This window comes from Cellulosimicrobium sp. PMB13, assembly GCF_051294865.1.
In the GTDB taxonomy this organism is placed as follows: Bacteria; Actinomycetota; Actinomycetes; order Actinomycetales; family Cellulomonadaceae; genus Cellulosimicrobium.
This window is the reverse complement of sequence record NZ_CP145910.1, coordinates 900,210-926,371: the sequence shown is the minus strand read 5'-3', so window position 1 is coordinate 926,371 and position 26,162 is coordinate 900,210. Positions and strand designations below refer to the sequence as shown.

Sequence of the window (26,162 nt, the reverse complement as noted above, 5' to 3'; positions counted from 1 at the left end):
GCAGTGACGGGCGGCACCCGCAGGACCCACGCTAACGCCTACCGACCGGTTCGTGGAAGCGTTTCCACGCGGGTCGCGGAGCGGCGGTCCGGAGAGCGCTGGTCAGCGCACGACGACGTCGCCCGGGTCGTGCAGCTCCGTCCACCGCTCCCGGTCGAGGGCCGAGGGTCCGGTCGGCGCGGGAGCGGACGGGGCGAGCACGTCGGCGGCGGCCAGCGGGCCGAGATCGAGCCCCGTGAGCGCCTCGACGTCGGCGACCGGCACCTGGAACGTCCGGAACGGGCCGAGGGGCGGGACGTCACCGGCCGCCCGTGCCCGCGCGTCGGCGGCGCGCAGGTCGATCTCGCCCAGCTGCGGCGTCTGGTCGAGCACGAAGGCCGCCGCCGCGAGGGTCGGCGCGTCGGCCGGCCCGTCGGCCCACGCCGCGACCTTCCAGAACAGGCGCGGGATCCCGACGCCGCGGTACACGGGGTCCTCCGGGGCGAGGACGGGCCCGGTGAGCACGACGAGGCGCTGCCGCAGCGCCTCCGCGTGGTCGAGCACGTGGTCCTCGAGCCCGTTCCACAGCTCCTTGGACTGGTTGAACTGCGCAGCCTGCGGTGCCGCGTTGGGGTAGGCGAACGTCTCGGCGTTCGCCTGCCGCGCCACGTCCTCGTCGCCCCACACCGGGTCGCGGCGCCGGACGAGGTGGCCGCGGTCGAGGTCGTTGTCCGCGTACAGCTCGGGCCCGGCCTGCTCCGACGCGGGCACGCGCGGGTCGAGGTGCCAGTCGTCGTCGCGCGGCAGGTCGAGCAGCCGGGCGCCGTCGACGTCGACCACCGTGGCGGCGGCGAGCCGCCGTGCCGGGTCGAGCTGCACGGTGAAGTGCGTGGAGGGCAGCTCGCGCAGCGGGCGGGCGGCCCGGGGCAGGGGCACGGGGACGACGAGGAAGTTCGGGTCGTGGCCGAGGGTCACGCGCCGAGCCAACCACACGGGCGCCCGGGTGGCAGCCTGTGGGTGCTCGGCGGTAGGAACGACCCATGCCGACGACGCCTGGTCAGAGCCACGCAGCTCCCCCGTCCGACGACACGACCGGTGGCGGGTGGTGGATCTGCCGCACGTGCGGGGTCGAGCACGCGGAGCGCCCCGACGTCTGCGCGATCTGCGCCGACGAGCGCCAGTGGGTGCCTGCGAGCGGACAGGCGTGGACCACGCTCGCCGAGCTCGCGGCGGGCGGCGAGCGGGTCACGGTGACGGAGCTCGAGCCCGGCCTCCTCGGGCTGTCGAGCGCTCCGCGCGTCGGGATCGGCCAGCAGTCCAAGCTCGTGCAGACCCCCGCGGGCAACCTCCTGTGGGACCCGCTCGGGTTCGTGGACGACGACGCGGCGGCCGCGGTCCTCGCGCTCGGCCCGGTGGTCGCGATCGCGGCGAGCCACCCGCACATGTTCGGCGTCCAGGTCGAGTGGAGCCGGCGGCTCGGGGGCGTCCCGGTGCTCGTCGCCGAGGCCGACGCCGGCTGGGTCGCCCGCCCGGATCCCGTGATCGAGACGTGGTCCGGCGAGCGGGAGGTGCTGCCGGGCGTCGTGCTGTCGCAGCCGGGCGGTCACTTCCCAGGGAGCGCCGTGGTCCACTGGGCCGACGGCGCCGACGGGCGCGGCGTCCTCCTGAGCGGCGACACGATCATGGCGAACCCCGACCGCGTCTCGGTGAGCTTCATGCGGTCGTACCCCAACCGCATCCCGCTGTCCGGCGCGGTCGCGCAGCGGGTCGCCGAGCGCGTCGCACGGCGACCCTTCGAGCGGCTCTACAACAACTTCGAGGAGGTCGTCCCGGCGGACGCACGCGAGGTCGTGCTGCGCTCGGCCGAGCGGCACGCCGCGTGGGTCCGCGGCGACTTCGACCACCTCACCTGACGTCGGGCGGTCAGCGGGACCACGCCCGCCTCCGTCTCCACGACCGGGACGTGGCGGTCAGTCCAGCACCGAGCAGCAGGAGCGCGGCGACGGTGGAGAGCGAGGCGTCGGCGCCTGTGGCCGCCAGCCCGCGGCCGGAGTCTCGGTCGTCCCCGTCCGTGCCGGGGTCAGGGCTGTCGGCGGTGCCGTCAGGGTCGTCGCCCGGGCCGGGGGGTCCGGGTACGGAGCCGCCCACGGTCGTCCAGACGCCCTGGGCGTCGTTGTCCGTGGGGGTGGCGTCGGCGTCGGTGGCGATCGTCGGCACGACGAGCGGGCTGAGCTGCTCGACGAGCACGTCGACCACCCCGTCACCGTCGAGGTCGGTGTCCGGCGCGGGCGCGACGTACGCGACGTCGCGCAGGACGAGCTCGCCGGGCGGGGGCGCGACCACGCGCGCGGTCACCGTCAGGAGAGGCCCGTCGCTGTCAGCGGGGAGGTCGACCGTCGACACAGCGCTGCTGCCGGTGATGGTGTACCCGTCGCCGGTCATCGAGACGAGCTCGAGCCCGTCGGGCAGGAGCTGGGTGATCGTCCAGCCGGCCGGAGCAGCGCGTGGGCCGGCGTTGTGCGGAGCGAGTGTCCACGTGACGAGGTCGCCCCCGCGCAGGACCCTGCCGGCACCGTCGGCGGGATCCTGCCTGAGCGACAGGTCGGTGCACGTCATCGGGTAGAGCACGGGGGCCACGGTGAGCTCGTGCACCTCGGCGCCGCCCCCGTCGTAGTACGGGGCGCCGTCGAGGAAGCCGGTGGCGCGGCACGGCGACCCCCAGTCGTTCGGGTCGTCGTGGTCGCGAGCGTCGACCGCGACCGGGCCGTCCACGGGCAGCGCACGCGTGACCGCCGACGCGGCGTCCTCCCCCACGACGGCGTTCGCGTGGGTGCGGATCGCCGCGCTGTCGGCAGGGAAGACGTTGCCGGTGACGAGCACGTCGTCGCGCAGCGCGCGGCGCGCGGCCGCCTCGTCGGCGGGGTCGGCCGTCCCGACCTGGAGCCAGGTGCCACCGCCCGAGAAGGAGTTGTCCCTGATCACGACGTCCGACGAGGAGTACGAGCCGGGGAGCGCGCCGTCGGACCACAGCGGGGCGACGGTGATCGCCGCGAGCCCGTCGGCCCCGGCCTGGTCGACGGTGTTGTCGGCGACGAGGAGGTCGTGGGCCGGGCCGGCGGTGACGACGTCGGGCTGGCCGCTCACCGTGTTGCGGACGATCCGCACGCCGGTCGTGCCCTGCAGGACGTGGATCCCGCCGTCGTTGCCGGTCATCGTGGTGTCGTGCACGACGATGTCGTGGCTGATGCCGTTGGCGGGTGTCGTCACGACGAACATCCCGACGGCAGAGCTGTCGGCGATCGTCGTCGCGCTGACGTCCAGGTTCGCGACGCTGCGCCCGTACACGCCGTACTCGGCGACGTCCGCGACGGTCGCGTTCGTCACCGTCGACCCGTCGGTCGCCGAGTAGAAGAACCCGTACGAGCCGCCGTCGATCGAGGCGCGGTCGACGTCGACGTCCTGCGAGCCGTACGCACGCAGGATCGCGCCGCCCGTGACGGAGGTCGGTCCGTCGCGGCCCGTGACGACGACGTCCTGCGCCCGGACGCCCACGGACTGATGGACGACGAGGGCTGCGCCGGTGAGCTCGGCGGTGACGCGCGAGACGGTGGCGTTCTCGGCGCCGAGGAGGTAGACGCCGCTCGACGCGGCCAGGGCCCCGACCACGTCGACGTCGGAGATCGAGATGTCCACGCGGTCGGACGTCGGGTCGGTCGTCGACTGCGCGCCGATCCCGTAGAGGAACCCGGTCGCGGACACGTCGGCGATCGTGACCCGCCCGGCGTTGACCGTGTTGATGCCGGTACCGGCGCCCCACCCGCCGCTGTCGAGCACGGCACCGGTGACGACGGCGCCCTGGGTCGACCCCAGCAGGATGCCGCCGAACGCGGTGATGGTCGGGTCCGTGATGGTCGGACCGGCGCCGGTGTTCGTGGCGGCGGTGGTGATGCCGTACATCGCTCCCGTGATCGTCGGCCGCTCGACCACGACGCCGGTCGCCATCAGGGTGAGGATCCCGGTGGACTGGGCGGCGCCGGCCAGCGTGATCTCGGCGTCCGTGATCCTCGCCCCGGTGGTCGCGCCGAGCGCGATCCCCTCGCGGGTGCTGCCGTCGACGACCGCGTCGGTGATCGACGCGCCGGCCCGCGGGTTCGTGGGCGCGGTGCCGATGCCACGGGCGAAGCCGCGCACGACGACCGCGTCGACCACGGGACCGGACGAGTTGGCCAGGTCGACGCCGGTCCCCGCGCCGGCCGGACCGCTCACCTCCACGCCCGTCACGCGAGGTGCCGTCGCCGTGCCGAGAGAGACACCGGAGGTCGTGGCCGCGATCGCGCCCCCGCTGACCGAGATGCCGCTCGCCGTGGACGCCGCGGTCACCGTGACGCCGGTGGCGACCCCGACGATCGACGGCTCGGTGATCGTCGCGGCGCCCGTCGTGAGGTTGACGCCGTACGACGCGAGCTGACCCGCCCCGTCCATGTCCAGCCCGTCGATGACGACACCGGTGACTCCCGCGCCGAGCTGGATGCCGGTGGGCCTCGCGACCGGGGTGGGGTTGCGGATGGTGATGTCGGTGAGCACGGCGCCCGCGGCACCGACAGTGACGACCGCACCGGTGTTGGCCGCGCCGATCACGACGTCGTCCGCGAGCGCCAGACCTCCGCCGTTGACCGTGAACCGGCTGTAGAGCATCGAGCGGCTGCTGCTGTCCAGCGTCACCGTGCGCGGGACCGAGAGGGCGCCGGTGAAGGCGTAGTCGGCCGGGTCGAACGAGACGGTGCTCCCGTCCGGGGCCGCGTCGACCGCCGCCTGCAGCGTCAGGAGCCCGGCGTCGTCAGGACGCTCGTCCGGTGTGCCGACCCAGGCCATCCGCACGGTGTTCGCGTTCGGGACGATCTCGGCGGACGGGGGCGGTGGGGTCTCGACGATGTCGACGTCCGGGACCGGGGCGGGCTCCTCGAGGCCGGCGGGAGTCGTCGGGTCCGCCGGGTGCGGGGGATCGCCCGTGTCGATCGTGTCAGCAGGGGAGGCAGCCGTCGCCGGCAGCACGGCGGGGAGCGCCATGGTCGCGGCGAGCACCGTGACGACACCGCACGCCGTGGCGACTGCCAGCCTCCCGCGCGCGCGTCGCAGCCCTTCCCGCACTCTGCGCATCCCGACCCCCGCTGGTCCTGCAGCCTGCTGCCGAAGAGCCTCGTCCCGCCATCGTGACCCCCACCCCGCGGATCAGCAAGAGCGGGCGAGCACGGGGGCGAGGCCGCACGATCCCGTGGCGGCACGCTCGCCGACGACATATACAGGGGTGGGCCGCCTCACCGGCAGCCCCGTAGAGCGACAGGAGCGCCTCGTGACCACCACGCCCTTGAACGGCCTCGACCTCACCGCGGACCAGATCACCCAGGCCTGGGTCTACGTCCTGGGTCGCTACCTCGTCGTGCGCCAGGAGCAGGTCGACCTGGCCGAGCCCGGCGTCGACTACAACGTCCTGAAGCACAACCCGCCCGTGGTCGCGGGGACCGGCGCGGGTGCTGCGCCGACGTTCGTCAACCCGAACCTCGACGTCGTCTACTCCGAGGCCTGGGTCGCGGTCGACGCCGACACCCCGGCGCTCCTCGAGGTGCCCGAGGTACCGCCTGGCACGTACTACACCGCGCAGATCGTCGACGAGTGGGCCGAGATCGTGCAGAACGTCAACGAGCGCACCCTGCCGCAGCAACCGCACGGCACGTACGCCTTGTGCCTGGCCGGCAGCTCCCCTCGGCTCCCGGACGGCGCCTACCGGATCGACCTGCCCTCGCCGAAGGCCAAGGTGCTCACCCGGGTCCAGATCGTCGACGACGTGGACGCCGCCGTCGCCCTGCAGCACCAGTTCGCCGTGTCCTCCACGGGCACCCCGCGCATCGAGCCGGCCGTGGACGTGCCGGCGTTCACCAACGCCGCGCCTCCCGCGGCAGCGCTGTTCGACCGGGCGCGGCTCGACCACGCGCTCGCGGCCCCCGACCGCAGCGGACGCGGACCCGAGATGGCTCCGCTGCTCGACGCCGTCTCGACCTGGGTAGCGGCGGACCCCGCGCACGCGGACGCGCTCGACGACTTCGTCCGCACGACGTCGTTCCCGCAGTTCCTGTACCTCGCGACGCACCTCAGCGAGGCCCGGAACGGCTGGACGTCGACCGGCGACCGTGACGGCTTCGGCGACGACGTGGGCTTCCGCACGACCGCGAACTACGCCGGCATCTGGTGGAACGCCGCCTCGGAGGCGATCTACCTCCCGCTCCAGACCGACTCCGACGGCGTCGAGCCCACCGGGGGCACGACCTACCGCCAGCGCTTCGCACCGGGGGACGCACCGGGCGACCACGTCGACGGGTACTGGTCCCTCACGGTGTACGCCTACCCGTCGATGATGCTCGTGCCGAACCCCGCCGCACGCTACGAGGTCAGCTACCGCAGCCGCCTGGAGCTCGACGACGACGGCGGCTTCACGCTCGTCTACGCCACCCGTCGCCCGGCCGAGGTGCCCGAGGAGAACTGGCTGCCCCTGCCCCCCGACGGCGAACGCTTCACCGCGATCCTGCGCACCTACCTCCCGCGCTCCGAGGTCCGCACCGGCGCCTGGTCACCCCCGCCGGTGGTGCCGGACGCCGCCCGCTGAGCGGGTGACGTCCGGTGGCGCGGAGGGCCGAGCGGGTTCACGACCCCACGAGGAGCGTCACTCCGATCGCCGCCATGACGACGGCGATCGCGCCGTCGAGCACGCGCCAGGCCGTCGGCCGCGCGAAGACCGGGGCGAGCAACCGCGCGCCGAACCCGAGCGCCGTGAACCAGGCGAGGCTCGCGACGGCGGCGCCCGCGCCGAAGAGCCAGCGGACGGCGTCGGGCCCGAGCGCCTCCGCGCCCCCGGAGTGCGCGGCGGCGTAGCCCGCCGCGAGCGTGCCGAGCAGGAGCACGGTGTCGAGGTAGACGTGCGGGTTGAGCCAGGTGAGCGCCAGCGCCGTCCCGACCGCGGACCGCGCCGACGGCGCCCCGCCCGCTGATGCCGGGTCGAGCCCGCCCGGACGCAGCGCGCGCCGGGCCGCGAGCGCCGCGAGCGCCAGGAGGAAGAGTCCGCCCGCCCAGCGCACGCCGGTGAGCAGCGCGGGAGCGCCGGTGACCAACGCTCCGAGGCCCGCCGTCCCGGCGGCGATGAGCACGAGGTCGGAGATCGCGCACACCGCGACGACCGGCAGGACGTGCTCGCGGCGCAGGCCCTGGCGCAGCACGAACGCGTTCTGAGCACCGATCGCGACGATGAGCGAGAGCCCGGCGCCGAGGCCGGCGACGAGCGGGGAGGCGAGGGCGAGGACGGTCACGGCATCGACGCTAGGCCCGCCGCCTCGTTCAGTACAGCGAAAGATTCTGGTGCTTCGTAAGATGTGCTCATGGTCGACCTGCAGCCGGACCAGCTCCGGGCGCTCGAGGCGATCGCCGCGACGGGCACGTTCGACGCCGCCGCGCGCGAGCTCGGCGTCACGCCCTCCGCGGTGAGCCAACGCATGCGGGCGCTCGAGTCGGCGGTCGGGCAGGTACTTGTCCGTCGGGGTCGCCCGGCGGAGCTCACGCCACCGGGGCAGGTGCTCGTGCGGCACGCGCGGCACCTCGCGCTCCAGCAGGCAGACGTCCTGGTCGAGCTGGGCATCGCCGGACCCGCAGGCGCCCGGGCCACCGCGCCCGACGCAGAGACCCCGGACCCGCTCCCGGAGATCACCCTCGTCGTCTCGGGAGACGCGCTCACCACCTGGGCCCTCCCGGCGCTCGTCGAGGCGTCCGGGTGGGCGCGGCTCGAGGTGCTCCGCGAGGACGAGGAGCACTCGATCGGGCTCCTGCGGGACGGTACGGCCGTCGCCGCGGTGTCGTCGGTCGCCGAGGCGGTGCCGGGCTGCCGCTCGACCCTCCTCGGCAGGATGCGCTACCGGCCCATGGCGAGCCCGCGGTTCGTCGAGCGCTGGTTCGCAGACGGCGCGACGCACGAGGCGCTCGCCGTCGCGCCCGTGCTCGCGTTCGACCGCAAGGACGACCTGCAGGAGCGCTACCTGCGCGCCCGGCTCGGCCCCGACCCGGCCGGCCCGCCGCGGCACTACGTCCCGGCGTCCCACGAGTTCCTGCGCGCGATCGAGCAGGGTATGGGCTGGGGCATGCTCCCGGACGTGCAGAGCGCGGCCGGCGAGCGCGCCGGGAGGCTCGTGGGGTTCGACGACGCGCGCGCCGTCGACGTGCCGCAGCACTGGCAGCAGTGGCGGCTGCACTCGTCCTCGCTCGACCGGGTGGCGGCGGCCGTCGCCCGGGCCGCGCGCGCAGCTCTCACCTGACCTCGGCGGCACCGGGCGCCGGGCCACGACCGGCGACGACGGTCGGCTCGGCGGAGACTGGCAGCGGCACCGACGACACGGGAGGGCCCCGATGACCACGACGACGCGGCACGTCGCCTGGCGCGGCTGGGACGACGACCCGGACCGCCTCGAGGCGGCGACCGTCACCCTGCACGAGAACCGGCTCGACGCGCTCGGCACGTCACGCGCCACGGACCACGTCACGGCGTGGGCGTTGACCACCGGCCCCGGCTGGGTCACCCAGCGGTTGGAGATCTCGTCGCGGGGCGTCGGGTGGTCGCGCCACCTCACCCTGACCCGGCTGCCCGACGGCGCGTGGCAGGCAGACGTGCAGGCGTCCGGTCGCGCCCCCGACGACCTCCCCGCACCGGGGATCACTGACCCGCGCGAGCTCGACGGCGCCGTCGACTGCGACATCGCGCTGTGCCCGGTGACGAACACGATGCCGATCCTGCGGCTCGGGCTCCTCGGGGCCGACGCCCCGCCGCGCGAGACCCCCTTCGTCATGGCGTGGGTGGACGTCCCGTCGCTCCAGGTGCTGCGCAGCGACCAGGTCTACGCGGCGCGCACCCCGGTGGACACCACGACCGGTCACGGGACCGTGACCTACACGAGCGCCACCCGGGACTTCACGGCTGACCTCACCGTCGACGCGGACGGCATCGTCGTCGACTACCCGCAGCTCGCGCGGAGGATCTGAGCCGCGGATCAGTCGGCCGGGGGCCGCCGCATCCGCTTGACCCCCGAGCGGCGCTTCTTCGCGTCGATGCGTCGTTCCACCGAGCCCCGGGTCGGTCGTGTCGCGCGTCGGCGTGGTCCCGGCGGGGCGAGCGCGTCGGCGACGAGCGCGGCCAGCCGTGTGCGCGCGGCGTCCCGGTTCCGCAGCTGGGCGCGGTGCTCCGACGCCGCGACGGTCAGCACTCCCCCGGCCATCCGGCGCGCGAGCCGTTCCTCGATCCGGGCGCGCTGGGTGGCGGAGAGCACGGCCGAACCCGCGACGTCCCACGACAGCTCGACGCGCGAGTCCGCCGTGTTTACCCCCTGCCCACCCGGGCCCGACGACCGCGAGAAGCGCCACGACAGCTCCGCCTCCGGGACGACCAGGGCGGGCGTCACGCGCAGACCGGGGCGGGCGTCGTCGGGCACGCGACCATCATGCCCGGCCGGGCTCCTGCGCCGCGCCGGATCCCCCGTCCGACAGGCGGATCCCGATCTGTCAGGCGAAGCCCAGCGACCCGAGGAACCCCCGCACGAGCTCCTCCCCGCGCGGGGAGTCCGGCACCCAGAACAGGAGGGTGTAGCCGGGTCCGTCCGACTCACGCAGCGCGACCTGGACCTGGACGGCGGACGCGCCGTCGGAGGAGAAGGGCTGGCGCTCGACGAGGACGTAGTCCGCACCGGTGACGTCGACCGTCTCGACGGTCGCATCCCACGTCCTCTTCGCCTCGGCCACGTAGGCGTCGTCGGGCACCTCCCACGTGGCGTACCCGGCGGCGAACGAGACCTCGAGCATCGCGGGCTCGGCCGCGCCGAGGGCGTCCTCCTCCCCGCCGACCCACCTCTGGTATCTCGGGCCGCTCCGCGCGGGATCCGGGTCCGGCGTCCACGACGGCGGCATCGCGTACGTCAGCCCGGCGATCTCCTGCGGCTCCCAGCCGTCGGGGACGCCGGGCACGACGCCCTCCACACGCGGCAGCGCGGCGGTGAGGACCTCGCCCGGAGGCTCCGGGCCGAGCGGCGTCGCGATCGGGGTGGCCGCCGGCCCCGGGAGCGGCGCACCGTCGAGCCGGTCGGCGACCGAGGGGAAGAGCACGACGACGGCGACGACCACTGCCGCGATCGCCCCACCGGCCGCCATGCGGCGTGCACGCACGGTCCGCACGGCACGGTCGGCCATCGCGTCCGGGTCGAGCTCCGGCACGTCGACCGTCTCGACGACGTCGTGCAGACGGTCGAGGAACGGGTCGGTGCGGGTCATGACGATCCCCTCTCGGTGGCGGGCACCCCTGCGGTCGGCGCGGTGGACGTGGGTGAGGCTGCGCGCGGGCCGCCCGAGCCGGCGTCCGGCTCCCCGAGCAGAACGCGTAGCCGGGCGAGCCCGCGCGACGCCTGGGACTTGACGGTCCCCACCGGAAGTCCGAGGGTCTTCGCGGTCTCGGCCTCCCCCAGGTCGAGGAGGAAGCGCAGCACCACGACGCGCCGCTGCTTCAGCGGGAGCTCTGCGAGCGCCCGGACGACCCGGTCCCGCTCCCCCACCTGCGTGTCCAGCGCGGGCGCGGTGCGGGCCGACGAACGGGCGGAGTGGCCGTCGTCGGTGAGGTCCATGAGGTCCTGCGGGTCGACCGCGCGCTCTCGGCGGGTCCGCCGCCATGTGTCGACCCGCAGGTTCATGAGGACGGTGCGCGAGTACGCGAGCGGCGAGCCGTCGCGCACCCTGCCCCACGAGCGATAGGTCCGCTCGAGCGTCTGCTGGACGAGGTCCTGGGCGCGGTGGGGGTTCCCGCAGAGCATGTAGGCGACGCGGTAGAGCGTGGCGGAGTGCTCGCGGACGAACGCCGTGAACTCGTCGCGGGACGTCGCGGGACCACCCCCCGCGACGACGACCACCTCTGGTTCGTCGCCACTCATCCGGTCGACCCGGCTCTGGCTCTCATGACGACGTAGACGCAGCGGAGGGCCGTGAGGTTCCGTCCGCCACGGATCAGCCCGACGGCGGCCCGAGCGCCTCGTCGATCTCGGCGACGCGCGCGGCGACGAGGTCGCGCACGACGTCGTCCGGGAGCGGGTGGTCGGCGCCGAACCGGATCGTGCCCTTGGCGTGCGAGAAGCCCTCGAGCCGCGGGACGACGGCGGTGACCGCGGCCGGGCTGAACGGGTACACGGCGAGGTGCTTCGCCGCACGCACGGCGCTGAGCAGCGGCCTGCCGCGGTAGGTCAGGGCGGGCATGCCGTATCCCGTGCCCTCCTGGGCGTCGGGCACGACCTCGCGGGCGACGGCGACGACGTGCGCGAGGGTCGCGCGCTCCGGTTCGGCGAGGTCGGCCAGGTAGTCGGTGACGGTCCCCATCCGCCCATGCTCGCGCGCCGTCGGCAGGTCCGCGCGTCGAGCCCCAGGAGTCACGTCGCCCGCCCGACCTGCGAGATCACACCGTGTCCCGCTTGACCTCAACCGTGGTCGAGGTCCTAGCGTGGCCGTACACCGACGGAAGGAACCTGAGGAACCATGCCTGTCTACACTCTCCCCGAGCTGTCGTACGACTACGGTGCGCTCGAGCCGCACATCTCCGGGCGGATCATGGAGCTGCACCACTCCAAGCACCACCAGGCCTACGTCACCGGCGCCAACACCGCCCTCGAGAAGCTCGCCGACGCCCGCGAGTCCGGCGACTTCGCCGCGATCAACCTCCACGAGAAGAACCTCGCGTTCAACCTCGGCGGCCACGTCAACCACTCCGCCTTCTGGACCAACCTCTCCCCCGAGGGCGGCGGCGAGCCCACCGGCGAGATCGGCGCCGCGATCGACGAGAACTTCGGCTCGTTCGACGCCTTCAAGAAGCAGTTCGCCGCCGTCGCCGCGGGCGTCCAGGGCTCCGGCTGGGCCATCCTGGCCTGGGACTCCATCGGACAGAAGCTCATCACCGTCCAGCTCTACGACCAGCAGGGCAACATCGCCCTCGGCCTGACCCCCATCGTCCTGCTCGACGTCTGGGAGCACGCCTACTACCTCGACTACCAGAACGTGCGCGCCGACTACGTCACCGCCTGGTGGAACCTCGTCAGCTGGTCCGACGCCGAGGCCCGCCTCCAGCGCGCCAAGACCCAGACCGCCGGACTCATCGTCCCCGCCTGAGAACAGGGCCTGACAGCACCGCAGCACCCGCAGCACCGACGCCGAACCCCGGGTCGTCCCTCGATCAGCGCTCTGATCGGGGGACGACCCGGGGTTCGGCACGTTCCGTCCCCGAGCCCAGGGCCCGGGCTCTGGGCCCGCGGGGTCAGTCGGCCGTCACGAAGAGGTGGCGCGCGACGTCGACGGGGAGGTCGAGGACGACCTCCGAGCCGTCGCCCGCGACCGTCACGCCGCCGTCGGCGGGCTCCACGAGGAGCGTGCGCCGCGGGAAGACCCCCGCCTCGGCGAACCGCGCGAGCAGCTCGACGTCGACCTGGATCGGCTCGGCGATGCGCTGCAGGACGACGCGCACCTGCTGGCCCGGCAGCACACCGTGCGCGAGGAGGTGCGCGGGCAGCGACGACACGCCGTCGAGGTACTCGACCTCCGGCAGGTCCTCGCCGAGCTCGCGCAGGCCGGGGATCGGGTTGCCGTAGGGGTCGTGCGCGGGGTGGTCGAGCAGGCCGATGAGGCGCTGCTCGACGAGGTCGCTCATCACGTGCTCCCAGCGGCAGGCCTCGGTGTGGACCTGCTCCCAGTCGAGCTTGATGACGTCGGTGAGCAGCCGCTCCGCGAGCCGGTGCTTGCGCATGACGCGCACGGCGGTCTGGTGGCCGAGCGGCGTGAGCTCGAGCTGGCGGTCGCCGCCGACGACGACGAGCCCGTCGCGCTCCATCCGGGCGACGGTCTGCGACACCGTGGGACCGGAGTGTCCCAGCCGCTCGGCGATCCGGGCCCGCAGCGGCGGGATGCCCTCCTCCTGCAGCTCGTAGATCGACTTCAGGTACATCTCGGTGGTGTCGATCAGGTCGGTCACGAGGCCTCCCGGGCGGCGCGCAGGGTCGGAGCAGGTCTTCTCTGGAACCATTCCAGTCTAGCGGGCCTGTGCAAACACGATGTTGTGTCTCTTGCGCATACTGTGTGTCGCACACTATGGTGTGACACATGATCGATCCAGAGATCTCCGCGGGACACAGCCAGGAGGTGCGGCGCGGCTCCGTCGTCGTCGCGAGCCTGCTGATGCTGCGCACGCCCGGCTACGGGTACGGGCTGCTCGAGTCGCTCGCCGCGGCCGACCTGCCCGTCGACGCCAACACGCTGTACCCCCTCCTGCGCCGGCTCGAGAAGCAGGGGCTGCTCGTCAGCGAGTGGAACACCGACGAGGCCCGGCCGCGCAAGTTCTACCGGACGTCCCCCGACGGCGAGCAGCTCGCGCGCACGCTGCTCGACGAGTGGACGACCGTCGCCCGACACCTCCAGACCATCGACACCGAGAAAGGCCGGTCATGACGCTCACCGACCGCTACGTCGCGGCGACCCTGCGCCGCATCCCCGCCGAGCAGCACGGCGACATCGAGGACGAGCTGCGCGCGTCCATCGCGGACGCCGTCGACGCCCAGGTGGAGGCCGGCGCGGACCCCGAGTCCGCCGAGACGACGGTGCTCACCGACCTCGGCGACCCCGACCGTCTCGCCGCGGGTCTCGCCGGCCGACCGCTCTACCTCATCGGCCCGACCCTCTACCTCGACTGGCTGCGCCTGCTCAAGCTGCTGCTCTGGGTCAGCATCATCCCCGGAGCGATCGTCCTCACGACCGATCTCGTCGACGGCGACCCCGTCGGGTCGGCGATCTGGAGCGGTCTGTGGACGACGGCCACCGTCGCGCTGCAGATCGCGTTCTGGACCACCCTCGTGTTCGTCGTTCTCGAGCGCTACGGCACGCCCCGCAAGCACGACGAGCTCACCGGGCCGTGGACGGTCGACAGGCTCCCGGCCGAGCGCGCACCCCGCGACGTCTCGCTCGTCGACACGGTCGTCTCGGTGGGCCTGCTCGTGCTGGTCGCCGCCGCGCTCCTGCTGCAGCGTTCCGTCTCGTGGTTCGAGGCACCCGACGGCGACGCCATCCCCGTGCTGGACCCCGGCATGTGGCCCGTCTGGACGCTCGTGCTGCTGGCGATCGTGGCCGCCGACATCGTGCTCACCATCGTCACGTACACCCGCGGCCGGTGGACCGTCGGCCTCGCCGTCGCCAACACCGTCACCGCCGCGCTGTTCGCCGGCGTCGTCGTGTGGCTCGCCGGTGCCGACCGCCTCGTCAACCCGGCGTTCCTCGAGGCGTCCGGGGGCGACTCCCTGACGTGGCTCTCGAACGGGATCATCGCGTTGACCGTCGTCATCGCCGTCTGGGACGTCGTCGACGTCTGGGTGAAGGCCCTGCGCGCGCGGCGCGCCTAGGCTTGTCCGCGTGACCTCCCGCCGCCTCGACCGCGTCCGCGACGCGGTCGAGGCGGCGTCCGCGCGCGAGGGCTTCACTCTCGACCGCGGCCAGCGCGACGTCCTCGAGCGGCTCCTCCAGGTCGCGGCGGGCCTCCCCGGCCTCGGTGCCCGACGGCGGCCCGCACCCCGCCCGGCGCCTCGCCCGACGTCCGGCCCGGCCTCCCACGTGGCTTCTCACGCGCCTTCTCGCCCCGCACCGCGGGGCCTGTACGTGTGGGGACCTGCGGGGCGCGGGAAGTCGTGGCTCGCGGGCGAGCTCTTCACGGCGGTCTCCCGCGAGCTCGCGCCCGGCGCGACGAAGCGCGTCCACGTGTACGACCTCTTCCGCGAGCTGCACGCCGCGATCCACGCGCGCCGGGTGGCGTCCCGCGGCGGCGCGCGGGCCGCCGTCGGGCAGCACGGCCCGACCCGCGGGTGGCGGACGCGTGCGCTGGCGCCGGAACCGGACTCGCCCGACGCGCGGCCCGAGCCGCGACCCGACACGCCGCCCAGCGCGGTCGACGCCGCGATCGACGACCTCCTGCGCGGCACGACGCTGCTCTACCTCGACGAGCTCCACCTGCACGACTCCGGCGACGCGACCCTCCTCACCCGGCTCCTGCGCCGGACGTTCGAGGCGGGCGTCGTGGTCCTCGCGACGTCGAACTACGCGCCCGATACGCTCCTGCCGAACCCGCTGTGGCACCACCTCGCGGAGCCGGGCATCGCGCTCCTGCGCGAGCACCTCGACGTCGTCGAGCTCGCCGGCCCGACCGACTACCGCTCGCTCGGAGGACGCGGACGTCCGGGGTTCGCCGCGGGCGCGTGGCTCGCCCCGGGGACGACGGCGCAGCTCGCCGCGCGCGGGCTGCGCGCCCCTGGTCCCGGCGAGGCGACGCGCCTGCGCTCCGGGCCGCGCACCTTCGCGGTGTCCGCCGCGCGCGAGGGGCACGACGCCGGGCCGGCAGAGCTCTGGGTGACGTTCGAGGACCTGGCGACCCGTGCGACGTCGACCCTCGAGTACCTCGACTGGGCCGCCCGGTTCCCCCGGTGGGTGGTCACCGGCGTCCCGCTCCTCACGGAGGTCGACCGGGAGGCCCAGCAGCGGTTCGTCGCGGTCGTGGACGTGCTGTGCGACGCGGACGTCGAGCTCGTGGTGACCTCGCCGCACGACCGGGCGACGTTCCTCGCGGCGCGCACCGACCGGCCGGACGCGTTCCGCACCGCGAGCCGGCTCCAGCTCCTCGACGCCCCGGTCGCCGCGCGACGATCCTGAGGCGCCCGAGGCGGCAGTGACCGGCCCGCACACCCCCGCTTGACCGGACTGAGGGCGGCGGACGCTACGATCGGCCCCGACGCGGCACCCACCCCGACCGGAGGTTCTCGTGGCACCCACTGACGGCAGCGGCACGGGCGACGACCGCTCGCGCCGCCCCCGCTCGGCCGACACCCTGACCTGCTCGTTCTGCGGGAAGTCGCAGAAGCAGGTCAAGCGCCTGATCGCCGGGCCGGCGGGGGTCTTCATCTGCGACGAGTGCGTCGCGCTGTGCCTGGAGATGGTCGACGAGGACCGCGAGCCCGAGAACCAGGACGTCGCCACCGGTGACGGACGCCTGCCCACGCCCCACGAGATCTTCGCGCACCTCAGCACCTACGTCGTCGGGCAGGACGGCGCCAAGCGCGCGCTCGCCGTCGCCGTCCACAACCACTACAAGCGTGTCCGGGCGGCCGCGGCCGCCGCCGAGGCGGCAGAGGCCGCCGGCGACGCGGCGTCCGGGCCGGGCGACGGCCTCGACGACGTGGAGCTGGCGAAGTCGAACATCTTGTTGATCGGTCCGACGGGGACGGGCAAGACGTATCTGGCGCAGACGTTGGCGCGGATGTTGAACGTGCCGTTCGCGATCGCTGACGCCACGGCGCTCACCGAGGCCGGGTATGTCGGGGAGGACGTGGAGAACATCCTGCTGAAGCTGGTGCAGGCGGCGGACTTCGACGTGAAGAAGGCCGAGCAGGGGATCATCTACATCGACGAGATCGACAAGGTGGCCCGCAAGGCGGAGAACCCGTCGATCACGCGTGACGTGTCGGGTGAGGGTGTGCAGCAGGCGTTGCTCAAGATCATCGAGGGCACGAGCGCGTCGGTGCCGCCGCAGGGTGGTCGTAAGCACCCGCACCAGGAGTTCATCCAGGTGGACACGTCGAACGTGCTGTTCATCGTGGCGGGGGCTTTTGCGGGGTTGGACGACATCGTGGCGGCGCGGGCTCGTAAGCGCGGGGTGGGTTTTGGTGCGCCGATCGACACGGGTGCGGGGGAGGACCTGTTCGCGCAGGTGCGTCCGGAGGATCTGCACCGGTACGGGTTGATCCCGGAGTTCATCGGGCGGTTGCCGGTGATCGCGTCGGTGGGGGCGTTGGACGCGGAGGCGTTGGTGCGGATCTTGACGCAGCCGAGGAACGCGTTGGTCAAGCAGTATCAGCGGATGTTCGCGATCGACGGGGTGGAGCTGGAGTTCACCGACGAGGCGGTCGAGGCGGTCGCGGAGCAGGCGTTGCTGCGCGGGACGGGGGCGCGGGGGCTGCGCGCGATCATGGAGGAGGTGCTGCAGCAGGTGATGTTCGACGTGCCGTCGCGTGACGACGTGGAGCGGGTCGTGATCACCCGCGAGGTCGTGCTCGACAACGTCAACCCGACCATCGTGCCGCGCACCACCACCCGCACCCGTACCCCCCGCGAGAAGTCCGCCTGACGGCGGCTCAGTCCAGCCACTCCCGCGCCGCCGCGACGAGCAGCTCGACGCCGAGGTCGAGGGTCGGCTCGGGCACGGGCGCGAAGTACGGCGAGTGGTTCGGCGCGACGCCGTCGGGCAGGCTGCCCATGCCGGTCGCGCGGGACAGGTCGACGTCGGCGTAGAGCGACGCCGGGAAGCCGCCGAGGTTCCAGTAGACGAGCGGGACGCCCGCGGCGGTCGCGAGCTCGCCGACGTCCTCCGAGCCGGGCAGCGGCGGCAGCGACACCACGACCGGTCGGCCGCCGGCCGTCTCGATCCGGGTCCGCTGCTCCTCGAGCGTCCGCGAGAGCACCGCGCGCGTGCGCTCGGACGCGACCGGGTCGTTGACCAGGAGGTCGAACGTCGAGATCTCCTCGAGCTCCGGCGACGACGGCGCGCCCGACGCCGCAGCCTCCGCGTCGACGATGCGCCGGATCGCCGTGAGCACGCGCCCCCGCACGTCCTCGGCGAAGGACCGCACGTTGACGAGCAGCTCGGCCGTCTCCGGGATGATGTTCGCCCGCGTGCCGGCGCGCACGGAGCCGACCGTGACGACGGCGGAGTCCGCTGCCGCCACCTCGCGCGACACGACGCCCTGGAGCCGCATGACCGTCGCCGCGGCCATGACGACGGGGTCGACCGTCGCCTCCGGGCTCGACCCGTGCCCGCCCTTGCCGTGGAGGGTGACGCGGAAGGCGTCGGACGCGGCCATCGCCGGGCCGGCCGTGAGGTTGACGACGCCCACGGGCAGCGGCACGACGTGCTGGCCGAGCACGACGTCGGGTCGGCCCGTCCGGTCGTACAGCCCGTCGGCGACCATGGCCCGGGCGCCACCGCCCAGCTCCTCGGCAGGCTGGAACACGACGACGAGCGCGCCCGACCAGGTGTCCCGGTGCGCCGCGAGCGCCGCTGCCGCGCCGAGCAGGCACGTCACGTGGACGTCGTGACCGCACGCGTGCATGGTCCCGGACACGTCGCCCTCGGGCGTCGTCGCGGTCTGGGTCGACGCGTACGGCAGGCCGGTGAGCTCGGTGACCGGCAGGCCGTCCATGTCGGCGCGCAGCAGCACGCGCGGTCCCGGCCCGTTCTCGAGCACCCCCACGACGCCGGTGACGCCGACGCCCTCGTGCACGGCGTAGCCCCACCCGCGCAGCCGCTCGGCGACGACGCCCGCGGTGCGGTGCTCCTCGAACGCGAGCTCAGGATGACGGTGCAGGTCGGTGTAGATGTCGGTGAGCTCGGCGGTCGTGAGCGGTGAGGTCATGCACGCATGATCGCGCGCCGGGGCACGACGTTCTAGTCGGTGGGTGAGGATGGGCGGGACGGACGCGTGGTCGACCGAGGAGGCACGGACGTGACGGACGTGGAGGAACGCCTCGCTCGGCGCGTCGCCGAGGCAGCGGACGCGTGGTTGCGGGACCCGCTCGACGCGGGCGTCTACCGTCGGCTCGTCGCGGCCACGCTCGCGTGGCGCTCGCGCACCGTGCCCGACGACGGCCCGGTCGCCGCCGGGGTCGACGCACCGCCGCGACCGGTCGGCGACGCGCGCGACGGGGACCGCGAGCGCCGAGAAGGCCGAGAGGGTCCTGGGGTGACTGCCCCGCTCGACGACGAGAGGTACCTCCGTCCCGACCGCGCACCGCGCCCGGTCGGCAGCGCGCTCGCCGACGTGGCGAGCCTCCTGCGTGCCCGGTCGGCCGCCGCCCAGGGGGAGACGGTCCGCCGGGACGCCGCGCCGGAGGACGCGGCCCGGGTGGACGCCGACCCGTCCGAGGACTGAACCGGCGCCGTCGGGCCGGCGGTCATCCCGCCCCGCACGTCGGCGTCGGCGCGGTGCCGGCGAGGCGGTCCTCGGTCCAGCGCAGCAGGTCCGGGACGAGCGGCGACCCCGCCGCGACGAGACCCACGTGGTCCGCACCCTCGTACCGGCGGTAGTCGACGGGCTGGCCCTGCGCGCACCGTGTGCCCACGTAGGCGTCCTGCAGGCTCGGCACGACGAGCGTGTCGTCCGCTCCCTGCGCGACCAGCACCGGTGCCGCGACGGGTCCGGTCGGGACGTTCTCCGCGAGGCGCTCCCCGAACGCACCGGTCGTCGGGTCCCCCGTCCACAAGGGCTGGTCCATGGCGAGCGACTCCGCGACGGAGACGAGCGCGCCCGGCTCCGCGAGGCACCGCGTCGCCATCTCGTGCACCACGATCCGCGCGCCCGGTCGCACGACGTCGTACGGGTCCGCGTCCGGGTAGGCGGCGGCGTAGGCCTGCACCACGTAGGACGCGAAGATGCTGCCGCCGGGCACCGCCTCGAGGTGCTCGACGAGCGCGAGCAGGTCGCTCGCGGGGGCGAGCGCGGCGACACCGGCCAGCGGCACGTCGGCCGCGTACCCCGGCGCGATCTGCCCGGTCCACAGGGCGGCGTGCCCGCCCTGCGAGTGCCCCCAGACGACCGTCTGCTCACCGAGGGACACGTCCTCGAGCTCGCGCGCCGCGCGGACGGCGTCCAGGACGGACCGCCCTTCTCCCTCGCCGACGAGGTACGGGTGGGCGGAGTCCGCGCCGAGCCCCGTGTAGTCGGGTGCGACGAGCGCCCAGCCGCGCGCGAGCACGTCGTCGAGCAGGTAGAACGCGCCGGACTCGAACGGCTCGTCCAGGATCGACGGCGCGCAGCCCCGCGCGAACCCGGTCGTGCCGTGGGCCCACGCGACCACGGGAGGCGGGGCCGCGTCGTCGGCCAGGTCCGGGAGCACGACGACGCCGCTCGCGACCGCCGGCTCGTCCTCGTCGCGCGTGGTCGTGTAGAGCACGCGCCACGCGGTGGCGCCGTCGGGGACGGCGCGCGAGAACGGTTCGGCGCGCAGGAGGCGGCCGGGCTCCGACGGCACGTCCGCCGGCGGGTCGTAGAACGCGTCCGGACGCGGGACGCCGCTCTGGACCGCGATGCTCGCACCGGCGAGCGCCGTCGCGAGCACGACCGCGGCGATCGCCCCGGCGAGGCCGGCTCGGTGGCGCGGTCCCGGTGCCGGGCCCACCTCACCCTCGCGCTCGACCTCCCCCTCCCGGGAGCGTCCGATGCCGCCGACGACGAGACGCACCCCGAGGAGGACGAGGCGGACGCCGAGGACGACCGCGACCACGAGGACCGTCACGTCCGGCCAGGCGAGGGCGAGCAGGCCGAGCACGACGCTCGCGACACCCAGCAGGACGAGCCTCCACCGCTCGGCGCCCCGGTCGAGGATGCCCTCGAGGACGTCGAGCGCGCCGGCGGCGACGAGCCCTGCCCCGACAAGGATGGTCACCACGAGGAGCGACGGACCAGGCCAGAGCACGACGGCGACCGCGAGCGCGACGAACGTCAGCGCGCGACCGACGCGCAGCACGGGCGACCATCGCGAGGCGGGCGCAGAGCCCTCCTCCGTCGACGAGGGACGGTCGCCGACGAGCTCCGCGACGCCCAGCAGCACCGACCCCACGACGACCGCGACGACGAGCAGGGCCAGCGACGCGAACGGGCGCAGCACCACGACCGCACCGACGACCACGCACAGGCTCCCGAGGACGACGGACACCCACCGGGGCACCCGTTCGCCGGTGTCGCGCAGGCGTGCGCGCAGCATCGCACCGAAGCGGGTCACGCCGTGAACGTACTGTCCGGTGCCGGGCCGCGCGCGGGGAACGGTCGCGTCAGCCGGCCGTCGACGGATGGCCCGCCCGTGCACGGTCCAGCTCGGCGCGGGTGAGGACCGCGCGCAGCGAGAGCCCGTCGTGCGCGAACGGGTCGACGCCGTCGGGGCTCCGGTCGATCGCGCAGACGACGGTACCGACGACGGCGCCTGCCGCCCGGAGCGCCGCGGCGGCGTCGCGCACCGCTCCCCCGGTGGTGACGACGTCCTCCACGAGGACGACGCGCCGACCGGCGACGTCCGGGCCCTCCGCGGCCTTGCGCGTGCCGTACTCCTTCGCGTGCTTGCGCACGAAGAGGGTCGGGAGTCCCGTCCTGGCGCTGAGGAGCGTCGCGATCGGCACGCCGCCGAGCTCCAGCCCGCCGAGGAGGTCCGCGTCGTCGGGCACGAGCGGCACCATGCGCTCGACGACGCGCGCGAGCAGTGCAGGCTGCGCCTCGAAGAGGTACTTGTCGAAGTACTCCGTGGCGCGCTGCCCCGAGCGGAGCGTGAAGTCGCCGGTCAGACGGCAGCACGCGTCGACGTCGCGGGCGAGCTCGGGGTCAGGGGCGGGTCCGGGAGCGAGAGGGGACGAGGGGGTCGGCTCTGTGGCGGTCATGGGCGCGATCTTCCTGCACGGGCCACGAGCACCGCTGATCGCGCCAGGCTCTCGTCCGGTCACGTCACATTCCTCGCTCATCGACGCAAGAAATGCACGCTACTGCTGAAATATCGGTACAGACCCTCTTGTGCGGGGCGTCCCGACCGGCCTAGGGTCTGGTCGACGACGGTGCGCGGTGGTGCGACCACGTGCCGACCGGCGGGCCAGCACGCCCGCGGGCAGCACGGAGGCGCACGCCTCCCGAGAGAGACGGATCGACGATGATTCGCAGCTTCTTCCACCCTGGCAACGCACCCTCTCGCCGCGCAGGACCCACCCCTCGCGCGGCACGCTGGGATCCCGCCGCACGCACGGCTCGTGCACGACGCGGCCACGTCGCGACGACGGCGACCGCGGCGGCCGTCGCGCTCACGCTCGTCGCCGGCACCGCGTCGTCGGCGTTCGCCCACGGGCGCCCCGCGCCGCCGACGCCGACCCCGGTGACGCGCGCCGCCGTCGACCCCGCGCTCGTCGAGGGTCGCGGCGCGGACGTGCCGTTCATCGAGCAGGAGGCGGAGAACGCCGTGACGACCGGCACGGTGATCGGCCCGGGCCGCGACGCCTACACGATCGAGGCGGAGGCGTCCGGGCGGTCGGCGGTCCGCCTCACCGCGGGGCAGCACGTCGACTTCACGCTCCCGGCCGCCGCGAACGGGATCACGGTGCGCTACGCGCTCCCGGACGCACCGGAGGGCGGGGGGATCCGTGCGCCGCTCGACGTCTCGGTGCTGCGCCAGGGGAAGAAGGTCGGGGTCGACCGGCGGATGACGCTCACGTCCGAGTACTCGTACCTGTACAACCAGTACCCCTTCACGAACGACCCGACGGCCGGGCTCCTCCAGCCCGACTGGTGGGTCACGGAGTGCGCGTGCGTGCCGTCGCAGACGACTCCCGTCCCGACGTTCGGCACGCCGTTCCGGCCCATGAAGTTCTACGACGAGCAGCGCCTGCTGCTCGGCCGAACGGCGAAGGCGGGCGACACGGTGCGCCTGACCATGCCCGCGGGCAGCGACGCCGCCTGGACCGTGATCGACCTGCTCGACTCGGAGAAGGTCGCTCCCCCGACGATCCGCCTCCGCGCCGCCAACGCGCTGCTCTTCGGCGCCGACCCCACGGGCCGCAAGGACTCCGCCGATGCCCTCGACCGTGCGATCGCGTACGCGCAGCGGAAGAACCTCGAGGTCTACGTGCCGCCGGGCGTCTACCAGGTGAACCGGCACGTGGTCGTGGACGACGTGACGATCCAGGGCGCCGGCAGCTGGTACACGATCTTCCGCGGCAGCGAGGTCGCGCTGGACGAGCCCGCGGAGGACGGGTCGGTGCACACGGGCGTCGGCTTCTACGGCAGGTACGCGCACGAGGGCGGCAGCCGCGACGTGCACCTGCGCGACTTCGCGATCGTCGGCGACGTGCGCGAGCGCATCGACACCGACCAGGTCAACGGCGTCGGGGGCGCGCTGAGCGACTCGTCGGTCTCGGGTCTGTACCTCCAGCACACGAAGGTCGGGCTGTGGTTCGACGGCCCGATGGAGAACCTCGTCGTCGAGGACAACGTGGTCGTTGACCAGATCGCCGACGCGCTGAACTTCCACGGCGGCGTGACCGACTCCGTCGTGCGGGGCAACTTCGTGCGGAACACCGGCGACGACGGGCTCGCGATGTGGTCGGAGAGGCTGTCGAACACGGGCAACGTGTTCGAGAACAACACGGTCCAGTCGAACACCCTCGCCAACGGGATCGCGGTCTACGGCGGCACGGACAACGTGGTGCGGGCGAACCTCGTCGCCGATCCGGTGCGCGAGGGCAGCGGGCTGCACGTCGGGTCGCGTTTCGGCGCAGAACCGTTCACGGGGACGCTCGAGATCACCGACAACACCGCCGTGCGCGCGGGGACGTACGAGCTCAACTGGAACATCGGGCTCGGCGCGATCTGGTTCTACGCGCTCGACGGCGACATCGACGCCGACGTCCGCGTGACCGGCGACCACTACCTCGACAGCACCTACAACGCGATCATGCTCGTGTCGGACTGGGGCGTGAAGGACCAGGTCTCGATCGAGGGCGTCGCGTTCCGGGACGTGCGCGTGGACGGGACGGGGACGTCCGTGGTCAGCGCGCGCGTCCGGGGCGGCGCGTCGTTCGAGAACGTCGACGCGCGCAACGTCGGCTGGGCCGGCGTGAACAACTGCGGGTCGTTCAACTTCCCGGCGGGCGACACCGAGTTCACGCTCACCGACCTCGGCGGCAACGACGGCACGTCGCTCAGCCCGTGGGAGCCCGGGACCGTGAACTGGCTCGGGCGCTTCGTGCCGAGCGCTCCGTCGTGCACCGACCGCCCCCCGGTCGTCGCTCCCCCGGCGCCGTCGCCCTGGGTCCAGCCGCTCGGCTGACCGGCCAGCCGTTGAGTGCTGGGTATTTGTCGTCCGGGACGCCCCGTGACGACAAAGATCCAGCACTCAGCGGGTGGGGTAGTTTCCCCGGGTGCTACTTCTCGGACCGGACGACGACGTCGTCGCGCACCTCGGCCACACGCCGCGCCGGATCACCGTGGCCGGGGTGTCCGGGTCGGGCAAGACGACGCTCGCGGGCCGGATCGCCCAGCGGCTCGGCGTGCCGCACACCGACATCGACGGCCTGCACCACGGACCGGGGTGGGTGCCCCGGCCGGAGTTCCTCGACGACGTCCGGGCGCTGCTCGCGCAGGACGCGTTCGTCGTCGAGTGGCAGTTCTCCGCCGCGCGCCCGCTGATCCTCGCCCGGGTCGAGCTCCTCGTCTGGCTGGACCTGCCGACGCGCGTGACCATGCGCCAGGTGGTCGGGCGGACGGTGCGGCGCTCGGTCCGGCGCGAGGTGCTGTGGAACGGCAACACGGAGCCGCCCGTCTGGCGGTCCGTCTTCCAGCCGCCGGAGGAGAACATCATCCGCTGGGCCTGGGTCACGCGGCACAAGTACCGCGACCTGTCGGACCGGCTCGCAGCAGAGGCGCCGGACGTCGCGCTCGTCAGGCTGCGGTCACGTCGAGAGGTCGACAGGTGGGTCAGACGGCTTCCGACGCGACCTGACGCGTGAGCTCCTCGACGATCGGCACGTCGCCGTCGAGCCAGTCCACGGCGTGCCACTCCCCCGGCTCGAGCCACGCGAGCTCGTCGTGCTCGACGAGCGGCTGAGGATCGCCGTCGACGACGCGCGCGAACCACAGCCGCATCACGTGGCGGTCGGTGATGACCCAGGTCCCGTGCTCCGGCCCGGCGACCTCGTCACCGAGCTCCACACGGACGCCGAGCTCCTCGCGGAGCTCACGGTGCAGCGCCTCCTCGGGCGTCTCCCCCGGGTCGACCTTGCCGCCGGGGAACTCCCACCGTCCCGCGAGATGCGTCGGGCGGGACCGGCGTGCGGCGAGCAGCAGGCGCGGCGCGGCGAGGTCGTCGACGATCGCCGCCGCCACGACGAGTCTGCGCAGTGTCATAGGCGGAGTGTCGCACGTCGGCGTGTCGTGCCGGTGGCACGCACGTGACGGACGACCTCGCTGTGACGGACGACCTTCGCCTCAGCGCAGGCCGGCGGCGCGGGCCCAGGCCACGGCCTCCGCACGCGTCGAGACGCCGAGCTTGCGGTAGAGGCTGCGCACCTGCGACTTGACCGTGTTGCGGGTCACGAAGAGCTTGGTGGCGATCTGCTCGAGGGTCACGTCCTCGGACAGGTTCGACAGGACGACGCGCTCACGGCGGGTCAACGGGGCGATCGGCTGCGGCGACGCGGCCAGCGGGAACGCCGACGGGCGGACCAGCTCGATGGTGCTCATGTTCTCCTCCAGATCTTTCCGGTCACGTCACACCCCTGACGGATCCGGTGTGGTGCTACTGGAAGAGATGGACCAAGGTCCCGTTCATGACGCGACTTTTCGCCCGGACTTCCAGGATCTTCGGAGAATGGGCCTCAGGGCGACTGGCGACGAGCGTCCTTGCACGTCACAGCACCTTTCGGTCGTGGACACGCCTGCCGACGGAGGACTTCGGCGGGGGCCCACCGCACCGGGCACGACTGTGATCTAGGTCACATTCACCGGAACGAACCGGTCATCCCGGACACCGGCCCCGCGCGCGCCGACACGCCGAGGCCGGCGCCCGTGGCCGCCTTCCGGTCGCGTCCGGGTCAGCCCGCGACGAGACCCGCGTAGTCCGCCGCCGACAGCAGGTCGCCCGTCGAGGTGACGTCGACCTTGAACAGCCAGCCCTCGGTGTACGGGTCGGAGTTGACGACGGCCGGGTCGTCGATCGCTGCCTGGTTCACCTCGACGACGGTCCCCGACACGGGCGAGAAGAGCTCCGACACGGACTTGGTGGACTCGACCTCACCCACGACGCTGCCCGCGGTGACCTCGGCGCCCACCTCGGGGAGCTCGAGGTAGACGATGTCCCCGAGCGCCTCGGCGGCCGTCGAGGTGATGCCCACGACCGCCGGGTCCGACCCGTCGATCCACTCGTGCTCGGCGGTGTACTGCAGGTGGGACGGGAACTGGGCGTCGGTCATGGTGGGCTCCTTCGGGCGGACGTGCGCACAGGGTGGCGCAGATCGAGGTCGG

26 protein-coding genes are annotated in these 26,162 nt (G+C 73.7%); 12 read left to right on the top strand and 14 right to left on the bottom strand.

Annotated features, from left to right (window positions below):
• Window positions 1–102: 102 nt before the first annotated feature.
• Window positions 103–954, bottom strand: a complete 852-nt coding sequence (locus V5D56_RS04460) for a DNA/RNA non-specific endonuclease (RefSeq protein WP_435737855.1) — start codon at window positions 952–954, stop codon at window positions 103–105.
• A 65-nt stretch (window positions 955–1,019) separates the two neighbouring features.
• Between V5D56_RS04460 and V5D56_RS04455 the strand changes: the two genes are divergently transcribed.
• Window positions 1,020–1,892, top strand: coding sequence for a hydrolase (locus V5D56_RS04455; RefSeq protein WP_435737854.1), 873 nt, complete (start codon window positions 1,020–1,022; stop codon window positions 1,890–1,892).
• A gap of 10 nt (window positions 1,893–1,902) precedes the next feature.
• On the opposite strand, the gene V5D56_RS04450 is transcribed toward V5D56_RS04455, so the two are convergent.
• On the bottom strand, window positions 1,903–5,061 hold the full coding sequence (locus V5D56_RS04450; protein ID WP_435737853.1) for a right-handed parallel beta-helix repeat-containing protein: 3,159 nt from the start codon (window positions 5,059–5,061) through the stop codon (window positions 1,903–1,905).
• 268 nt (window positions 5,062–5,329) lie between these two features.
• Here V5D56_RS04450 and V5D56_RS04445 point away from each other — a divergent pair, with 268 nt between their 5' ends.
• Window positions 5,330–6,637, top strand: coding sequence for a DUF1214 domain-containing protein (locus V5D56_RS04445; RefSeq protein WP_435737852.1), 1,308 nt, complete (start codon window positions 5,330–5,332; stop codon window positions 6,635–6,637).
• Between the two features lie 37 nt (window positions 6,638–6,674).
• On the opposite strand, the gene V5D56_RS04440 is transcribed toward V5D56_RS04445, so the two are convergent.
• The gene (locus V5D56_RS04440) at window positions 6,675–7,334 is read right to left on the bottom strand and encodes a LysE/ArgO family amino acid transporter (protein WP_435737851.1); all 660 of its coding nucleotides are present in this window, start codon (window positions 7,332–7,334) and stop codon (window positions 6,675–6,677) included.
• 69 nt (window positions 7,335–7,403) lie between these two features.
• Between V5D56_RS04440 and V5D56_RS04435 the strand changes: the two genes are divergently transcribed.
• Window positions 7,404–8,330: a LysR family transcriptional regulator ArgP gene (locus V5D56_RS04435; RefSeq protein WP_435737850.1), complete on the top strand. Its 927-nt coding sequence runs from the start codon at window positions 7,404–7,406 to the stop codon at window positions 8,328–8,330.
• 91 nt (window positions 8,331–8,421) lie between these two features.
• The gene (locus V5D56_RS04430) at window positions 8,422–9,051 is read left to right on the top strand and encodes a putative glycolipid-binding domain-containing protein (protein WP_435737849.1); all 630 of its coding nucleotides are present in this window, start codon (window positions 8,422–8,424) and stop codon (window positions 9,049–9,051) included.
• 8 nt (window positions 9,052–9,059) lie between these two features.
• Here V5D56_RS04430 and arfB read toward each other — a convergent pair whose 3' ends face one another.
• The 4 genes from arfB to V5D56_RS04410 all read right to left on the bottom strand — a co-directional run bounded on the left by arfB (window position 9,060) and on the right by V5D56_RS04410 (window position 11,418).
• Window positions 9,060–9,497, bottom strand: coding sequence for an alternative ribosome rescue aminoacyl-tRNA hydrolase ArfB (gene arfB / locus V5D56_RS04425; RefSeq protein WP_435737848.1), 438 nt, complete (start codon window positions 9,495–9,497; stop codon window positions 9,060–9,062).
• A 70-nt stretch (window positions 9,498–9,567) separates the two neighbouring features.
• Window positions 9,568–10,329 (bottom strand): hypothetical protein, encoded by a 762-nt coding sequence (locus V5D56_RS04420; protein ID WP_435737847.1) that lies wholly within the window; start codon window positions 10,327–10,329, stop codon window positions 9,568–9,570.
• Window positions 10,326–10,979: a SigE family RNA polymerase sigma factor gene (locus V5D56_RS04415; RefSeq protein ID WP_435737846.1), complete on the bottom strand. Its 654-nt coding sequence runs from the start codon at window positions 10,977–10,979 to the stop codon at window positions 10,326–10,328. Before V5D56_RS04415 ends, V5D56_RS04420 begins: the two co-directional genes overlap by 4 nt.
• Window positions 10,980–11,052: 73 nt before the next feature.
• Window positions 11,053–11,418 carry an iron chaperone gene (locus V5D56_RS04410; protein WP_435737845.1) on the bottom strand — a complete coding sequence of 122 codons (366 nt, stop codon included), beginning with the start codon at window positions 11,416–11,418 and terminating at the stop codon, window positions 11,053–11,055.
• Window positions 11,419–11,574: 156 nt separating this feature from the next.
• Here V5D56_RS04410 and V5D56_RS04405 point away from each other — a divergent pair, with 156 nt between their 5' ends.
• Window positions 11,575–12,201, top strand: coding sequence for a superoxide dismutase (locus tag V5D56_RS04405; RefSeq protein WP_435737844.1), 627 nt, complete (start codon window positions 11,575–11,577; stop codon window positions 12,199–12,201).
• A 145-nt stretch (window positions 12,202–12,346) separates the two neighbouring features.
• On the opposite strand, the gene V5D56_RS04400 is transcribed toward V5D56_RS04405, so the two are convergent.
• Complete coding sequence (locus tag V5D56_RS04400) at window positions 12,347–13,057, bottom strand: metal-dependent transcriptional regulator (RefSeq protein WP_435737843.1); 711 nt, start codon at window positions 13,055–13,057, stop codon at window positions 12,347–12,349.
• Between the two features lie 128 nt (window positions 13,058–13,185).
• Between V5D56_RS04400 and V5D56_RS04395 the strand changes: the two genes are divergently transcribed.
• The 4 genes from V5D56_RS04395 to clpX all read left to right on the top strand — a co-directional run bounded on the left by V5D56_RS04395 (window position 13,186) and on the right by clpX (window position 17,242).
• Complete coding sequence (locus V5D56_RS04395) at window positions 13,186–13,530, top strand: PadR family transcriptional regulator (RefSeq protein ID WP_435737842.1); 345 nt, start codon at window positions 13,186–13,188, stop codon at window positions 13,528–13,530.
• Window positions 13,527–14,474, top strand: coding sequence for a permease prefix domain 1-containing protein (locus V5D56_RS04390; RefSeq protein ID WP_435737841.1), 948 nt, complete (start codon window positions 13,527–13,529; stop codon window positions 14,472–14,474). Before V5D56_RS04395 ends, V5D56_RS04390 begins: the two co-directional genes overlap by 4 nt.
• Window positions 14,475–14,484: 10 nt before the next feature.
• Window positions 14,485–15,771: a cell division protein ZapE gene (zapE, locus tag V5D56_RS04385; protein WP_435737840.1), complete on the top strand. Its 1,287-nt coding sequence runs from the start codon at window positions 14,485–14,487 to the stop codon at window positions 15,769–15,771.
• Window positions 15,772–15,880: 109 nt separating this feature from the next.
• Window positions 15,881–17,242 carry an ATP-dependent Clp protease ATP-binding subunit ClpX gene (gene clpX, locus V5D56_RS04380; protein ID WP_435737839.1) on the top strand — a complete coding sequence of 454 codons (1,362 nt, stop codon included), beginning with the start codon at window positions 15,881–15,883 and terminating at the stop codon, window positions 17,240–17,242.
• 7 nt (window positions 17,243–17,249) lie between these two features.
• Here clpX and V5D56_RS04375 read toward each other — a convergent pair whose 3' ends face one another.
• On the bottom strand, window positions 17,250–18,527 hold the full coding sequence (locus V5D56_RS04375; RefSeq protein ID WP_435737838.1) for an amidohydrolase: 1,278 nt from the start codon (window positions 18,525–18,527) through the stop codon (window positions 17,250–17,252).
• Between the two features lie 90 nt (window positions 18,528–18,617).
• Between V5D56_RS04375 and V5D56_RS04370 the strand changes: the two genes are divergently transcribed.
• Complete coding sequence (locus V5D56_RS04370) at window positions 18,618–19,043, top strand: hypothetical protein (RefSeq protein WP_435737837.1); 426 nt, start codon at window positions 18,618–18,620, stop codon at window positions 19,041–19,043.
• A 22-nt stretch (window positions 19,044–19,065) separates the two neighbouring features.
• Here the strand turns inward: V5D56_RS04370 and V5D56_RS04365 are convergent, their stop codons facing one another.
• Together V5D56_RS04365 and pyrE are read right to left on the bottom strand one after the other, a co-directional pair.
• Window positions 19,066–20,892, bottom strand: coding sequence for a lipase family protein (locus V5D56_RS04365; RefSeq protein ID WP_435737836.1), 1,827 nt, complete (start codon window positions 20,890–20,892; stop codon window positions 19,066–19,068).
• Between the two features lie 49 nt (window positions 20,893–20,941).
• On the bottom strand, window positions 20,942–21,538 hold the full coding sequence (pyrE, locus tag V5D56_RS04360) for an orotate phosphoribosyltransferase (protein WP_435737835.1): 597 nt from the start codon (window positions 21,536–21,538) through the stop codon (window positions 20,942–20,944).
• Between the two features lie 263 nt (window positions 21,539–21,801).
• Between pyrE and V5D56_RS04355 the strand changes: the two genes are divergently transcribed.
• A complete protein-coding gene (locus V5D56_RS04355) occupies window positions 21,802–23,970 on the top strand; it encodes a glycosyl hydrolase family 28-related protein (RefSeq protein ID WP_435737834.1) in 2,169 nt (722 codons plus the stop codon).
• A 91-nt stretch (window positions 23,971–24,061) separates the two neighbouring features.
• Window positions 24,062–24,649, top strand: a complete 588-nt coding sequence (locus V5D56_RS04350; protein ID WP_435737833.1) for an AAA family ATPase — start codon at window positions 24,062–24,064, stop codon at window positions 24,647–24,649.
• Here the strand turns inward: V5D56_RS04350 and V5D56_RS04345 are convergent.
• From V5D56_RS04345 to gcvH, 3 genes are all read right to left on the bottom strand, one after another.
• On the bottom strand, window positions 24,618–25,046 hold the full coding sequence (locus tag V5D56_RS04345) for a (deoxy)nucleoside triphosphate pyrophosphohydrolase (protein ID WP_435737832.1): 429 nt from the start codon (window positions 25,044–25,046) through the stop codon (window positions 24,618–24,620). The two genes, V5D56_RS04350 and V5D56_RS04345, sit on opposite strands and share 32 nt — an antisense overlap.
• Window positions 25,047–25,127: 81 nt before the next feature.
• Window positions 25,128–25,382, bottom strand: coding sequence for a helix-turn-helix domain-containing protein (locus tag V5D56_RS04340; RefSeq protein WP_251153023.1), 255 nt, complete (start codon window positions 25,380–25,382; stop codon window positions 25,128–25,130).
• Between the two features lie 350 nt (window positions 25,383–25,732).
• A complete protein-coding gene (gcvH, locus tag V5D56_RS04335; protein ID WP_435737831.1) occupies window positions 25,733–26,110 on the bottom strand; it encodes a glycine cleavage system protein GcvH in 378 nt (125 codons plus the stop codon).
• Window positions 26,111–26,162: the final 52 nt, after the last annotated feature.